Origin of the sequence: Treponema sp. UBA7570 (genome assembly GCA_002477955.1) — a bacterium.
Classification (GTDB): Bacteria; Spirochaetota; Spirochaetia; order Treponematales; family Treponemataceae; genus Treponema_D.
In genome coordinates this window covers 97,413-111,375 of sequence record DLLE01000028.1, presented here as the reverse complement: position 1 = coordinate 111,375, position 13,963 = coordinate 97,413, and the positions used below count along the sequence as shown (strand labels likewise).

At 40.1% G+C, this 13,963-nt stretch carries 10 protein-coding genes; 7 read left to right on the top strand and 3 right to left on the bottom strand.

The genetic code is table 11. The annotated features are described in order from the left end of the window. The first annotated feature begins 99 nt into the window (after positions 1-99). Positions 100-2,175, top strand: a complete 2,076-nt coding sequence (locus tag B4N75_RS03230; RefSeq protein ID WP_296668243.1) for a FlgD immunoglobulin-like domain containing protein — start codon at positions 100-102, stop codon at positions 2,173-2,175. A 31-nt stretch (positions 2,176-2,206) separates the two neighbouring features. On the opposite strand, the gene mutL is transcribed toward B4N75_RS03230, so the two are convergent. The 3 genes from mutL to xseA are packed head-to-tail and all read right to left on the bottom strand — an operon-like array spanning position 2,207 to position 5,677. Further along, positions 2,207-4,156: a DNA mismatch repair endonuclease MutL gene (gene mutL / locus B4N75_RS03225; RefSeq protein WP_296668245.1), complete on the bottom strand. Its 1,950-nt coding sequence runs from the start codon at positions 4,154-4,156 to the stop codon at positions 2,207-2,209. A 1-nt stretch (position 4,157) separates the two neighbouring features. After that, complete coding sequence (gene xseB / locus B4N75_RS03220) at positions 4,158-4,451, bottom strand: exodeoxyribonuclease VII small subunit (RefSeq protein WP_296706566.1); 294 nt, start codon at positions 4,449-4,451, stop codon at positions 4,158-4,160. Between the two features lie 23 nt (positions 4,452-4,474). Further along, positions 4,475-5,677, bottom strand: coding sequence for an exodeoxyribonuclease VII large subunit (gene xseA, locus B4N75_RS03215; protein ID WP_296668247.1), 1,203 nt, complete (start codon positions 5,675-5,677; stop codon positions 4,475-4,477). A 62-nt stretch (positions 5,678-5,739) separates the two neighbouring features. Here xseA and B4N75_RS03210 point away from each other — a divergent pair, with 62 nt between their 5' ends. Genes B4N75_RS03210 through B4N75_RS03185 form a run of 6 tightly spaced genes read left to right on the top strand, consistent with a single transcriptional unit; the run spans position 5,740 to position 13,921 of the window. Next, the gene (locus B4N75_RS03210; protein ID WP_296706565.1) at positions 5,740-7,320 is read left to right on the top strand and encodes a spiro-SPASM protein; all 1,581 of its coding nucleotides are present in this window, start codon (positions 5,740-5,742) and stop codon (positions 7,318-7,320) included. After that, a complete protein-coding gene (locus B4N75_RS03205) occupies positions 7,295-8,254 on the top strand; it encodes a hypothetical protein (protein WP_296019870.1) in 960 nt (319 codons plus the stop codon). The genes B4N75_RS03210 and B4N75_RS03205 overlap by 26 nt, the downstream gene beginning before the upstream one ends. Further along, positions 8,251-10,731, top strand: a complete 2,481-nt coding sequence (locus B4N75_RS03200) for a cytidylyltransferase domain-containing protein (protein ID WP_296706564.1) — start codon at positions 8,251-8,253, stop codon at positions 10,729-10,731. Before B4N75_RS03205 ends, B4N75_RS03200 begins: the two co-directional genes overlap by 4 nt. Positions 10,732-10,768: 37 nt before the next feature. Then, positions 10,769-12,403, top strand: coding sequence for an ATP-grasp domain-containing protein (locus B4N75_RS03195; protein WP_296706563.1), 1,635 nt, complete (start codon positions 10,769-10,771; stop codon positions 12,401-12,403). After that, a complete protein-coding gene (locus B4N75_RS03190) occupies positions 12,396-13,430 on the top strand; it encodes an N-acetylmuramoyl-L-alanine amidase (RefSeq protein ID WP_296668255.1) in 1,035 nt (344 codons plus the stop codon). Before B4N75_RS03195 ends, B4N75_RS03190 begins: the two co-directional genes overlap by 8 nt. Then, positions 13,427-13,921 (top strand): GerMN domain-containing protein, encoded by a 495-nt coding sequence (locus B4N75_RS03185; RefSeq protein ID WP_296019858.1) that lies wholly within the window; start codon positions 13,427-13,429, stop codon positions 13,919-13,921. Before B4N75_RS03190 ends, B4N75_RS03185 begins: the two co-directional genes overlap by 4 nt. The last annotated feature ends 42 nt before the right edge of the window (positions 13,922-13,963 follow it).

Genomic DNA, 13,963 nt, shown 5'->3' with positions numbered 1-13,963 from the left:
TTTTTTTTGTTTTGCTGACAAAAAAACTGGGCTTTTAAAGTTTGTTGGCGTCCGTCTTAATCGCTTAATCTATAGAAAATTTAAGCCGATATTGTTGATATGAAAAAAAATTTTTGTTTGATTTTGATTTGTTTTTGTCCTTTTTTTGTTTTTTCCCAGGCGAAGAAAAATCTTGCCGCAAAAAAAAATGCGGCTTCTAAAAATGCGAAGGAATCTGTTAAAAAAGAAGAAATTGTTACGGTTTTTAACGAGGATTATGAAACAGGCGAAAAACTTTTTGGATTGAACAAGCCTGCGGAAGCGATTCCGTATTTTGAAAAATGTGTTGAGCTTGAAAATATAAACCCGAATGTTTGGATTCATTTGGGAGTTGCGTATTATCAGACCGGAGATTTTACCCGTTCTCTTGCATGCTGCGCGCGCGGTTTGACAAAGGAAAATACCGACCACAAAATTCTTGCCTACAATGCTGGAAATTCTGCATACGCGCTTACAAATTATGCAAGGGCCGATGCTTGTTATGCGATTGCGATCCGCGAAGATGAAAATTTTGGGCCTGCATATTTGAATAGGGCGAATGCGCAGTTAAAGCAGGATCATCTGCAGGACGCAAAACAAAATTACGAAAAATATCTTGAGCTTGAGCCGGAATCTAGCCAAAGGCCGGAGATTGAAAGGCTGATTTCTCTTCTTGGTGAAGAAATCGAAAGGCGTGCAAAAGAAAAGCCAGAGCTTATCGACCTTGATTTTGCGAATGTAAAAAATGATGAAGTTATTGTTGAACAGAAAGAAAAGGTGAATTATGAGATTCCTGAAGAAAAAGTTGAGGATGACGAAAAAAACGAAGAGCTTGTCCGTTCTGAAATTGTAAAGGCGCCTCCGCTTCCGCAAAAAGAAGATGAGCTTGTCGAAAACGAAACAGAAGCGGAAGAACCGTTGAAAGTTGTGCCGGAAGATGAGCCTGTTGAAATTGCGTTTGGCGGAGAAGAGCCGGTTGTGGAAGCGGTTGAAAAGAGCGTTGCGACGGCTCCTGTTCTTGTTCCGGAAAAGGCGGAACTTGAAAATAATGAAGAAGCTGCTGCTGTTCAGGATGAAAAAAAGGAATTCTTTGGTCAGGAAAATCTTGCGGACGCAGTTTACAGCCTTCCTGCTGGTGTTGTAGCTCTAAAGGCTTTAAATGCAAGTTTTTCTCCTAACAGTCCTAATTCAAGGCAGCAGAAGCAGATTTTTAATGTCAGCGCGACCGACAGAAATAAAATCGAAACTTATGTTCTTGAAATTACAGATGAATACGGAAATACCGTAAAGACTATAAAAGGCAAAAAACTTCCTGACAGAATTGAATGGGATGGAAAAACGGACTCTGGCCGGTTGGCAGACGGAAGGTTTTCTGCAAAAATTTCTGTCAATTACAGGAATAATGGAAGCGTAGACGCGGAAGGAAATTCGTTCAGCTGCTTTAGCAATGTTCCTCAGATTACTCTTGTTCCTGAAAGCGACAGTTTTTCTCCAGATGGCGACGGAATTGACGATAAGCTCAGCTTTAAAGTTTCGTCTGAAAGCGAAGCGCTTGTAAAAGACTGGAAATTTGAAGTTAAGATGAATAACCGCACAATTTACTCGAAGAGCGGAACTGGAACTCCTCCGGAAAATATAGAATGGGACGGGAAAACTAATTCGGGCGAAACTGTGAAAGACGGAAACAGTTTGAGTTACAAAATGTCTGTGACGGACGCGCTCGGAGTTTCTGCCCAGGACAGCGGAAAAGTTGAGGTCACAAAGAGCAAAAAAGATCCTGTCGTCGCAAAAAACGTTGAAATAAGCGAAAACCCTGACGGCACTGTAAATATTGCGATTCCGACTCTGTCTTTTAAAATCAACAGTTCGGAGCTTGTAAATACTGAGCAGAATTCACAGACACTCAAAAAAGTTTACGATATTTTGGTTGATGAAAAATACGAAGAATACAGGGTAACTATTACGGGCTATGTAAATCCTGATGGAGAAGAGTGGACGACAGAAGAGCAGATTCTCGCCCTTAACCGCGCAAAATCTGTCGAAAACAGGCTTAAAGGACTTGGTGTTCCTGAAAACAGGATGGAAGCCAGATGCGGGGAAGGAAAGTCTGCGAATAAAGAATACAACCGCCGCGTTGAGTTTAAGTTAAGAAAATAAAACGGACGATATTTTTATTGCCGTCAAAGGCTCATCTTGTTCTTCTTACTCTGGCAAAAAGCTGTTCCTTTGTGAGCGTTGTCCAGACTGGACGTCCATGAGGACAGTGCGGGTCTGGAAGTTTTAGAGCTTGTTTTGCAAGTTCTTCGGCTGCCGCTCTGTCCAAAACATATCCGTCTTTGACCGCGGCCTTGCAGGCTGTCATTGCGGCGACAGAGTATATTATGTCTTCTGGCTTTACGAGCTTGTCGAGAAGCGCGCTCTGAAGATCCTTTTGCGTGCCTTTCCATCTTGCCGGAACTTCCGAAAATTCAAAAACTCCTTCGCCTGCTTTTTTTCCTGTAAAACCTGCATTTTTTAGAAATGGAAGCGCGGCTTCAAGATATTTTTCTTCGGACTCGTCCTCTGTCGTTATTTTGTAAGGAATTAAAAGAGACTGTGTTTCTTTTTTTTCCGAAAGAAGCTTGTTAAAAATTATCCGTTCGTGGGCGGCATGCTGGTCGATAAAATAAATTGTGTCCTGAACTTGAGCTATGAGAAAGCAGTTTAGAACGGTTCCGATGTAGCAAAAACCGTCTGAGTCTGGCTTTGTGAACTGCGGAAATTCTGTCTTTTCGTAAAGTTTTGAGATCGATTTTTCGGAAATATGGTCATTTTTGTAAGAGTGGTTTTCGTAAAGCGTTTTTTGTGTTGTCTGAGTGCTGTCGTAATTAAAAAATCTTGAACGCAGGTCGCCGCCTTTTTTTTGAGAATTTGTTGAGATTTCAGAATTTTCGTTTTTTTCTTGAAGTTTTGAATTTTCTGAAAGAGCGAGAGTTGCAAGCGATGAGAAAAATTGTGTTTCGGAATTTTCATTCGTTTTTGACTGGTTTTTCAAAATTTTTATTGAAGGTAAGGTTTCTCCAAAATCGAATCCCGGAACATTGTTCTGTTCTTCGTTGTCCTTGTCTTCAAAAATCTGGGAATTCTTGATTCCGTATGAGCGGAAATATTCTTTTACGGTTGAACTTACTCCGTGGTGAAGTGCTGAACTGTCTCTAAATCGAACTTCTTTTTTTGCTGGATGAATGTTAAAGTCCACGGTCGAAGGATCAACTTCCGCAAAAAGAGCTGCCACCGGATGTGTTCCGTTCGGAAAAAATCCCTGGCATCCGTATTCAATCGCCTGCAAAAGTGAAAATTCCTGAACGCGCCTTCCGTTTATGTAGATAAAAATTTGCCTGCGGTCGCTTCTGTAAACCGTTGGTTCGCCGATTACAAGTTTGAAATTCCATTCATTTCCGCCGCAAGCCTTTAATTCTGCAAAATTCTCGGTTGATTCGTTCAATTCAAGGGCGGAAACAAATCTTTCTGTCAAAGTAACGTCTTTTGGCAAGTCAAGCCTTAGCGAATTGTCTGTTGTAAGACGGAATGCGATGTCTGGGCGCGGAAGCGCTTTTTCGACAAAAGTTTCGCGGCACAGCATATTTTCGGATGCAGGACGTTTTAAAAATCTTCTGCGGGCAGGATAATTTTCAAAAAGACCTTCGCTCATTACGATTGTTCCTTCTCCGTTTTGTACAAGAGGAATCTGTTCGAGCAGATGGTCTTCTAAAATGCTTGCCTTCATCCTCCAGTTTCCCGAAGAAATCGAAAGCCTGCTTACTGCGGCGATTGAAGCCAAAGCTTCGCCTCTAAAACCGAGAGTTGTTATGTTGTTCAAGTCGGCAGTGTCTACGATTTTGCTCGTTGCGTGCGGACGGGCACAGGCTGATAAATCCTCTTTTGTCATGCCAGAACCGTTGTCAGAAATTCTTATTTTTTCAATCCCGCCACCGGAAATTTCTACGGAAATTGAATCTGCTCCGCTGTCTACGGCATTGTCCATAAGTTCGCGGACAATGGCGTTTGGACGGTCGATTACTTCTCCTGCGGCAATTTTTCTTGCAACATCGGCACTCAGTTGTCTTACAGCTCTGCGCACTTTTTTGTCCTGCGGCATTTTACTGTCTTAACCCCTGTACTGGCGCTCCTGCCGTGCCATTTTCTGCATCAGCGGCCGAAAAAAGATCCATTTGCGGCGGAATTTCTGTTCCTGTCGGATTTTTTTCTGCTTTTACAGGCTGGTTGGTCAAAATCTGGATTTTTCCTTCGATTTTGTCGAGATCGGCTTCGAGGGATTTTGCAAGTTTTATTCCTTCTTCAAAATCTTTAAGCGCATCTTCGAGCGAAATATCCGTGCGTTTTATGTCGTTTGTGAGTGATTCAAGTTTTGTAAGGTTTTCTTCAAAAGTCATTTTTCCTTCTCCTCGTATTTTTTTTAGTCTACAGTTGCGAGAATTTTTCCTTCTGCCGGGTAGATTTCGATTTTTTCTCCGTTTTTTACGTCGGTCTGACTGCGTATAATTTTTCCGTCTGCGGTTTTTACCATTGAGTATCCTCTGGCAAGAATCGTTTTTGGGCTCGCTCCTTCCAGAATTTGAACTGATTCACGTAAAAACTGCCGGAAATTTTTAATTTTTTCGTCAAAATTTGTTTGCAGCGCATTTTTTGCATTTTCAAGCCGCATAAGATAAGGCTGTTCAATTGTCCTGAACCGCATTTCCATCGAATCTGGATTGAATGACTTTAGCAAAAGCTTCATTTTTTCGACTTTTGCATTTATCAGGCTTAGCATTTCGTTTTGATAGCCATTTAAATCGTTTTTTATGTCAATCAGCTGGGGAACTGCAATTTCTGCCGCAGCCGAAGGCGTCGGAGCACGACAGTCAGCGGCATAATCGCAAAGTGCCCAGTCAATTTCGTGTCCGACTGCGCTTATTACAGGAATTTCGCTTTTGGCAACTGCGCGAACCACAGATTCTTCGCTAAAAGGAAGCAAGTCTTCTATTGAACCGCCTCCACGACCGACAATAAGCGTATCTACCATTTTAAAATCGTTCGCAGCTTGAATTTGCCGTACAATCGAAGGCGCCGCATCGTTTCCTTGGACAACAGCCGGAAAAACAATTACTTCTACAGCCGGATTTCTGCGTTTTGTAATCTGTAAAATGTCTCTCAGAGCGGCGCCGGTCGGACTTGTTATAACGCCGATTTTTTTTGGAAAAAAAGGAATTCTTTTTTTTCTGTCGGAATTGAAAAGACCTTCTGCCGCCAGGCGCATTTTTCGTTCCTCAAGAATTTGCAGTATATTTCCTTCTCCTGCAATTTCCATTTTAGAAATAATAATCTGGTAATTTCCTCTCGGAGCGTAAACCGAAATTGAACCTGTGCAGCGGACTTTTATTCCGTCTTTTGGCACAAATTTCAGGCCAGAAGTTTTTCCCCGGAACATAACTGCGCTTATTTGAGAATTTTCATCTTTTAATGTAAAATACAGATGTCCGCTTGAATTTGGTCTGTAACCGGAAATTTCTCCTTCAAGGCTTATGTTTACAAAAGAAGATTCCAGCAATTCCTTGATAACCGAAGTTAAACTGGTTACTGAAAAAACTGTATCTGATGGAAAAAGTTGTGTTGCCATAATTTTTTCCAATTTTATACAATCAGTTTATCTTGTTCAATCGAAAAACCGATAAATATAAAATGAAAAAACTTGTAATTCTTTTTGCCGGAGAAAAGCCTGGCTTTAGATATGAAAAAAAATTTGATTCTCTCTGTGCCTTTGAAAAAACTCTTGAATGGGCTTTTTCCGTTGAAAATTCGATAAAAACCGTAATTTTTACAAATAAAGAGAATTTTCCGTTTATAAGCGAATGTCTTCCTCAAAAAAAAGAGATTTTGCTTGTTCAGCACGAAGACTGGACGAATGCGCTTGTCGCAAAGGAAATTGCTTCTCAGTGCGCGCAAAATTCTGCTGATTTTGCAGTTTTTGCCTGGGCGGATTCTCCGTTTTTAAATAAAGAGCTTACAGATGAGCTCGCATTTTCCCATGTTCAGTACAAGGCTGAATATACTTTTGCCGACGGTTTTGCAAGTGGCTTTGCCCCGGAAATTATAGACAGGGGAGCGGCCGCGATAATTGCAAGTCTTGCGGAAAATTTTCAAAAATCAATTGGAGAAAAGCCTGCTTCCCGCGATGCGCTTTTTTCCATTATAAGTTCGGATATAAATTCTTTTGAAATAGAAACTGTTATTTCAGATAAAGATTATCGGATGCTGCGTTATAACTTTGAATGTTCTTCAAAATCTGGTTTTACTTCTTGTGTCCGTCTTTTTGAAGAAGCAAAAATGCAAAAAAAAGATTTTTTGACGCCAGATTTTAATGTTTACGAAATTTCTGATTTGGCAGAAAAAATGCCAGGAATCCAGCAGACATTGCCTGCTTATTACAATATTCAGATTTCAAATTCTTATAATACAAAAAGCCTTTACTGTCCTTACGAAAAACTTTTTTCTGACAAAAAAATGCCTTTTATGCAGCTAGATGAATTTAAAATTCTCGTAAAAAAAATTGCAGATTTTTCGGTTCAGGCAACAGTCGGATTTTCGCTTTTTGGCGAGCCGGCTTTAAATCCAGATTTTGTTGATTTTGCGCTTGAAGTTTTAAAATATCCTGAATTAAAGCTTTTTATCGAAACTGACGGACTTTGCCTTTCTGAAGAGCAGGCAAAAAAAATTGCAGAAGCTTCAAAAAATTCTTGCCGCATTGACTTTGCTGTTCAGCTTGACAGCGTTGATGAAAAAATGTACGAAAAAATGAATGGAATCTCGGGCTCAAATTTTCAAAAAGCCTTAAAAACTGTTTCAATGCTTTCTCAATTTTTTCCATCGCACGTTTATCCGCAGTTTACAAGAATGAATGAAAACGAAGAGCAGCTTGAAAGTTTTTATCGTTTTTGGAAAGAAAAAACTTCTCCTTCTGGCGGACAATTTGTGATTTTGAAATACGACAGCTGCGCGGGGCTTTTGAGCGATGAAAAACCCGCAGACCTTTCTCCTCTAGAACGGAACGTTTGCTGGCATTTGAGGCGCGATATGAATATTCTTTCAGACGGAAGCGTTCCTTTGTGCAGATCAAGAATTTCGGAAATTGCCGGAAATGCAATTGGAGAGCCTTTTGAAAAAATTTGGGATTCAGTTCAGAAAGAAGTTTTGAACCACATGAATAAAAATTATTGCGAAAAATGCCGAGCCTGCGATGAATACTATACCTTTAATTTTTAACGAACGACAGATAAACCGAGCTGTGCTTGGAGGAAAAGATTCTCCTTCCGAAATAAAACTTCCGGCCGGGCTTTTGCTTTTAAATGGAAAAGGAAGCCAGTTTCGTTCTGCCATTTTGGAAAAACTGATAAAAATGGGTTTTGAGCAGATTGTTTCGGTCGAAAAAAATCATGAAAATTACAATATAAATGAACTTTCGCGCAAATTTCCGTCAGTAAAATTTGTAATTCCTTTGGAAAACGTAAACGAAGGCGAACTTATAAATATCGGAATGTCGGAATTTTCGTGCGAAAATGTTTTGGTTTTTCGCGACAATTTAAAAATCGAAGGCGAATTGATTTCTTCACGTGTTCTTGAAAAAATTGAGGACTTAAAGATTTTATGCGCCAGTCCACGGCTCACTTGCGGTTCAATTACAAATTTTCCTTTGATTTTTTCACCGACTGTAAAAGGTTCAACTTTTGATGTTTTTGCCTCATCTTCGATTTCTGACGGTTTAAAAACGCTTTATCCGCTTGATAACATCGGTATTTATAATAGAAAAAAATTTATTGAGCTCGGTGGTTTTGATTACACAATAAATTCTCTGCACTGGCAGACTCTGGACTTTTTTATGCGCGCCTGGCTTTGGGGCGAAAAAGTCTTAATTTCAACTTTGTACAGTTTTTCTTATGAAGATGATTTTCCTGTTGAAAATTTGACTGCGAACTTGTCCTACGGACGGTTTTTCTTAAAAAATTTGCTTCCGCGTTTTGACGAAGATCACGGAGTTATTCCAAAATCTTCATTTTTTGTATATCTTTTAAGGTCAGGATGCGGTTTAATTGAATCTTACAGACAGTTTTGCGATGCCCGGAATTGGGTTTCCAAAAACAAATACCGTTTTAAAATCGATGCAAAATATCTTGTAGAAAACTGGGGAAAAATAAAATGACGATTCTTGTTGTCCAATGCAGGCTTTCTTCCACCCGTCTTCCGGGAAAGGCTTTGCTGCCGCTCGGAAATTCAACTGTTCTTGACTGGACTCTTGCCGCTATGAAAAAAGTTCCAGCAGATGAATATTATCTTGCGGCAGACAGCGAAAGTTGCGGACAGCTTGCTCCGGTTGCAAAGCGCAATGGTTTTAGTGTTTTTGAAGGTCCTCTCGAAGACGTTCTTGAACGTTTTTGCCTTTTGATAAAAAAAACTAAGGCAGATACGGTAATTCGTGCTACTGCGGACAATCCGTTTCTTTTTTATGATTGCGCAGTTTCTCTTCTTGAACAGTATAACCGCCGTTCTCAGACTGGAAAATGCGACTACATAACTTATACAGGGCTTCCGCATGGAAGCGGAGTTGAAATTTTTAGTGCAAAATCGCTTTTAAAAGCCGCTTCTTTGACAGAAGAGCCTTATGACCACGAACACGTCGGCCCGTCTCTCTACAATCATCCTGAAAATTTTACGAGTGTAATGCTTTCTTCACCTTCTCAGTGGAACAGACCGTCTTTAAGAACGACAATCGACACTCTTGCGGATTATCGCCGCGCCTGTACGGTTGTAAGAAATCTCGGCGGAAACGGGCCTTATACGAGTGAAGAAATTATTCATGCTTTTGAAGATGATTCTATAAAATTTCCTGTTTTGTGCGTTCCTTGCGTAAAAAAAGGAAAGGGAACAGGCCATTTGCGCCGCTGTCTTGCAATTGCCGTTTCAATCGGTGCAAATGTTTATATTCCAGATGATGCAGACCTTGAGGAAAAAGATGAAGTAATCGAGGCGGCAAAAAAAGATGGTTTTTCAGAAAGCCAGATAGTCAATTCACTTCCGGAAAAAGACGAATACAGTCTCATTGTAACCGATGCCTTTGTCTTAGACCGGGAATTTGCGTTAAAACTTTCATCGCTTGCTCCTCTTGCTGCGATTGACGAAGGTTCTTTGAATACGGATTTGTGCGATTACCTTCTGGACATAATTCCTTCTTATGGACTTCAGCGCCCTGCAAATATTTCAGATCCGTCATATATAACTCTTCCAAAAAACAAACGCACGGAAAAACTTAAGAATACCGAAGACATAAAATCAATTCTTGTTACTGTCGGCGGTGAAGATCCTGCCGATTTAGTTGTTCCAGCTTCGGTTTCTTATGCAAAACTCGGTTACAAAGTTACGGCCATTGTTCAAAATCCTGAAGCTTCTGAAAAACGCGTTGAGCCTGAAATTTTAGACAAAATCACTTTTATAAAACCTGTGCACAATTTGCGCGAGCAGCTTTTTAATTACGATGTTGTCGTAACTCATTACGGATTTACTGCTTTTGAAGCGGTTGCCGCAGGCTGCGCAGTCGTCCTTCTTGGAACAACTCCTCTTCACGTAAATCTTGCTAGAAAATACGGATTTAAGTGTCTTTCGGCGCAGAACATAAACGAAATCGGCGCAGAATTTTCACTTTCTGATGTAAATGAGCTTTACCCTGAGGGGCATTTTGCCCGGCTTTCTCCAGAAAAAAATGATTTGGGAAAATTTGTCAGAATGCTTTCAAAGGGAAAAAGGCTGTTCTGCCCGATTTGCACGACTGATCATCTGACTTTTGAAGATCAGATTATTTGCCGGACAAACAAACGCACATTCCGCCGCTGCAATACTTGCGGAATGCTTTATATGTCTTATACGGCAGATTCAGAAAACACTTCTTACAACGAAAAGTATTTTTTTGAAAATTACAAAAAACAGTACGGAAAAACTTATCTTGAAGATTTTGAATCAATAAAAAGTCAGTGCGTAAGGCGAACAGGTGTGATTGACTATATTTTCCGAAATTCTCATAAACTTATTACTCCTGCGGTTCTTGACGTAGGCTGTGCTTTTGGTCCGTTTATGGATGCTGCAAACGATGCCGGATGGCAGGTTTTTGGAACAGATATTTCCGCCGAGGCCGTAAGTTATGTTCAGGAAAAGCTCCATTATCCTGCAACCTGCGCCGCTTTTCCGGCTTTTGATGCTGCAGCCGAGTTTGGAATAAATGAGTTTGACGCCGTTACGATGTGGTATGTAATCGAGCATTTTCAAAATTTGGACAGCGTGCTCAAGGCTGTTTCGAAAATATTGAAAAAAGGCGGAGTTTTTGCATTCAGCACGCCTTCTGCAGGAGGCGTTTCCGGAAGGTTTAACACTCATTCGTTTTTCCAAAACAGCCCGGCTGATCACTATTCACTTTGGGAACCGAACCGCGTTTCTTCGATTTTAAAAAAATACGGATTTAAAATCGAAAAAATCCTGAGCACAGGCCATCATCCGGAACGATTTCCAAATCTTGCCGGTTCAAAACCAAACAGCCTCAAATGGGCTTTTTACACGGCTGCAAGCCACTTTTTTGGGCTTGGTGATACTTTTGAGGTTTATTGCCGGAAAGAACGCGATATTCAGCAGTAAAATTTAAAAACCGAATTTAAAAAGGAAAATTTTAAAAATGAACGAAAAAGCAGTAATCATACTTGGCGCAGGACTTATGCAAAAACCTGCAATCTGTGCTGCAAAGGAACTTGGTTTTAAGACAGTTGTTGCTGATGGAAATCCTGACGCAGTCTGCTCCAAAATGGCAGATATTTTTGAGCCTGTCGATTTAAAAGACAAGGACGGTTTGGTTCATCTTGCTGAAAAAATCAAAGAAAAAGGAATGATTATTGCCGGTGTTTTTACGGCTGGCACTGATTTTTCGGCAAATACAGCTTACGTTGCAGAGCATCTTGGTCTTTTTGGGCACAGGTACGAATCTTGCCTGAACGCTTCCAATAAAGTCAGAATGCGCGAATGTTTTAAGAAAAATGGAGTTCCGAGTCCAGAATTTGAAGAAATTGATGAAAAACGTCTGGAAGAACTTTTGGTTCTTGCAAGAAATAACAAAATTGCTTTTCCAAAAGTTATAAAGCCTGTCGACAACATGGGAGGCCGTGGTTGCAGGCTTGTTCGCTCAGAAGAAGAATTAAAACCTGCGGTTTCTTGCGCAATAAATAACAGCCGCACAAGAAAAGCGATTTTTGAAGATTATATGGAAGGCGCAGAATTTAGCATTGACGCGCTCATTTACAATGGAACTTTTACGGTTACAGGTTTTGCCGACAGACACATCTATTATCCGCCGTATTTTATCGAAACCGGACATACAATGCCTTCTGTGGCCGATTCAAAAATCAAGAACGAACTTATTGCAACCTTTGCCCTTGGAGCAAAAGCCCTCGGTTTAACTCAGGGAGTCGCAAAGGCAGATATAAAATATACAAAAAACGGTCCTATGATTGGAGAAATCGCAGCCCGTCTTTCTGGCGGCTACATGAGCGGATGGACTTTTCCACTTTCTTCCGGCTGTTTTCTTACAAAAGAAGCGTTAAAAATATCTGTCGGAATGGAACCTGATTATATTTTAAGGAACCGCAAAAAAATTGAATGGAATCCGCACCGGTCCGTAAAAAACAGCGTTCAGCCGTTTGAGCTTTATGAGCTTGAGTCAAAAAATGTGAGCGCAGAGCGCGCGTGGCTTAGCATTCCCGGAAAAATAGCAGAAATTCGTGGCTTAAAAGAAGCTTCGGAAGTTTGCGGGGTAGAGGAAGTTCTTCCACGGGCAAAAAATGGCGATGAAGTGAATTTTCCGCGCAACAACGTAGAAAAATGCGGAAACATAATCACAAAGGCTTCTGACAGAAAAAATGCCGAAAAAGCGGCTTATGACGCTTTGAATAAAATTACTTTAATTCTCGAAACAAACAATAAAAAGACCGAAGATTTTCTTGAAAAAATTGAACTGGCGGACGAAAAAGGTTTTCCACCTTCAGCATTTGATGTTGAACTCGACTGGTCAAAAATCTGCAATATTCCTGCAAATGCAAAAATAGCGGATTTTGTTCCGGTAGAAATAAAAAACGTTCAAAATCAGATTTGCGATTGGAATCATTGCTCATTTGCCCAGGTCGTCGAAAAATTTGATTCAATTTTCCCTGACCACGAAGAGCTTGACGGAAAAAAATTCTGGAAGTCGGCTTTGCGAGGCTCAATTCAGGGCATGTTGTACACGGCAAAAAAAACAATAGACGGTAAAAAAAGTGAATAAAAATCATAAAATTTTTTCAGTTTTGTTCTTTATTTTTTTAATTCCTCTTTCTGCTCAAAGAAAAATGCTTAATCTTCTTGAAGAAAGCGCAAAATCAGGAATTACAGTTTATTGGGACAGCCTTTCTGAAAGCGGAATCCTCGAAAAAAACGGACATCAGGTTTCTTTTAGAAAAGGCGATGATTTTATTCTTGAAGATTACAAGAAACTTGTGCTTGTAGACAGTCCGGAGGTAACAGATGGTGCAGTTTTTGTAAGCCAGAATTTTTTGAATGAAGCGGAAAGTCTTTTTAAGACGGAAAATTCCCAAAATGGATTTAAAATCGGTGCAATTCTGATTGATCCCGGACATGGCGGAAAAGATCCAGGGGCGCAATTTACTCACATTGTCAACGGCAAAAAAATCACTGTAACAGAAAAAGAGATAAACCTTTCTGTCGGAAAAATGCTTTATTCACGCTTAAAAGCCGCATATCCCGACAAAAACATTCAGCTTACGCGTTCAAAAGATGTTTTTCTTTCGCTTTCGCAGCGTACTGAAATTGCAAATTCAATAAAACTTAAGGACAAGGAAGCGATTCTTTATGTTTCTGTTCATGTAAATGCTTCGCTCGACAAAAAAGCCTCTGGTTTTGAAGTCTGGTATCTTTCTCCAGGTTACAGGCGCACGGTTCTTGAAAAAGGCAGCATTGAAGACAATGATTTGTACACGGTTATGAATTCGATGATGGAAGAAGAATACACAACGGAAAGTATTTTGATTGCAAAATTCATAATGGACGGAATGCAGGCTCAGGTCGGAAATCTTTCTTCTGCCCGCGGAATCAAGGCTGAAGAGTGGTTCGTCGTCAGAAATTCAAATATGCCGGCAGTTCTTGTTGAGCTTGGTTTTCTTACGAACCAGAAAGAAGGACTTCTCTTAAAAGATGAATCTTACTTGCAGAAGCTTTCCCTTGGAATATATAATGGATTATCTGCTTTTGTAACGCATTTTGAGCGTTCAAGAGGATTTACAGGTTCGAAATGATGAAAAAAATTTCTTCACTTTTAAAAAACAACCGGAAAGTTCAGTTGATTTTTGTTCTTCTTGTTGTTTTTATTGTTTCTCTTTTCTTTTATTTGCTTAATTTCCGGGGCTTTAGGTATTCGTTTCGGTATAATATTGCCGGAAGCCAAAATCTTGTTTATGAAAATAGAAATGTTCCGGACGTAGAAGGCAGTTCAAAACTTACTCTTTATGTTGAAGAGCTGCTTTCAGGACCTATGTCGCAGCGTGCAAGGCCGTTCTTTCCGCTAGGCACACGCGTGATTTTTTGTTTTTTGCGTGAAGGAACATTGTTTTTAAACCTCTCTGAACAGGCGATTATGAATTTTTCGCCGGACGTAAATTTGCAAAATAGTTATGAACTTTTGCAGATGAATGTAAAGGCTAATTTTCCATCTGTAAAGAAAATAGAACTCTTTATTGATGGAAAATCCGTCTTTTTGGACGATAAAATCCAAGCGAAAAACAATTGACAAAAGCAATTGGTTATAGAATAATTATTGAATAACAAGGCT

Excerpts from the sequence above, each read along its gene's own strand:
- B4N75_RS03205 (WP_296019870.1), top strand. The coding sequence starts at position 7,295 with ATGAATACTATACCTTTAATTTTTAACGAACGACAGATAAACCGAGCT.
- B4N75_RS03200 (WP_296706564.1), top strand. The coding sequence starts at position 8,251 with ATGACGATTCTTGTTGTCCAATGCAGGCTTTCTTCCACCCGTCTTCCG.
- mutL (WP_296668245.1), bottom strand. The coding sequence starts at position 4,156 with ATGCCGCAGGACAAAAAAGTGCGCAGAGCTGTAAGACAACTGAGTGCC.
- B4N75_RS03185 (WP_296019858.1), top strand. The coding sequence starts at position 13,427 with ATGATGAAAAAAATTTCTTCACTTTTAAAAAACAACCGGAAAGTTCAG.
- xseB (WP_296706566.1), bottom strand. The coding sequence starts at position 4,451 with ATGACTTTTGAAGAAAACCTTACAAAACTTGAATCACTCACAAACGAC.
- xseA (WP_296668247.1), bottom strand. The coding sequence starts at position 5,677 with ATGGCAACACAACTTTTTCCATCAGATACAGTTTTTTCAGTAACCAGT.
- B4N75_RS03210 (WP_296706565.1), top strand. The coding sequence starts at position 5,740 with ATGAAAAAACTTGTAATTCTTTTTGCCGGAGAAAAGCCTGGCTTTAGA.
- B4N75_RS03230 (WP_296668243.1), top strand. The coding sequence starts at position 100 with ATGAAAAAAAATTTTTGTTTGATTTTGATTTGTTTTTGTCCTTTTTTT.
- B4N75_RS03195 (WP_296706563.1), top strand. The coding sequence starts at position 10,769 with ATGAACGAAAAAGCAGTAATCATACTTGGCGCAGGACTTATGCAAAAA.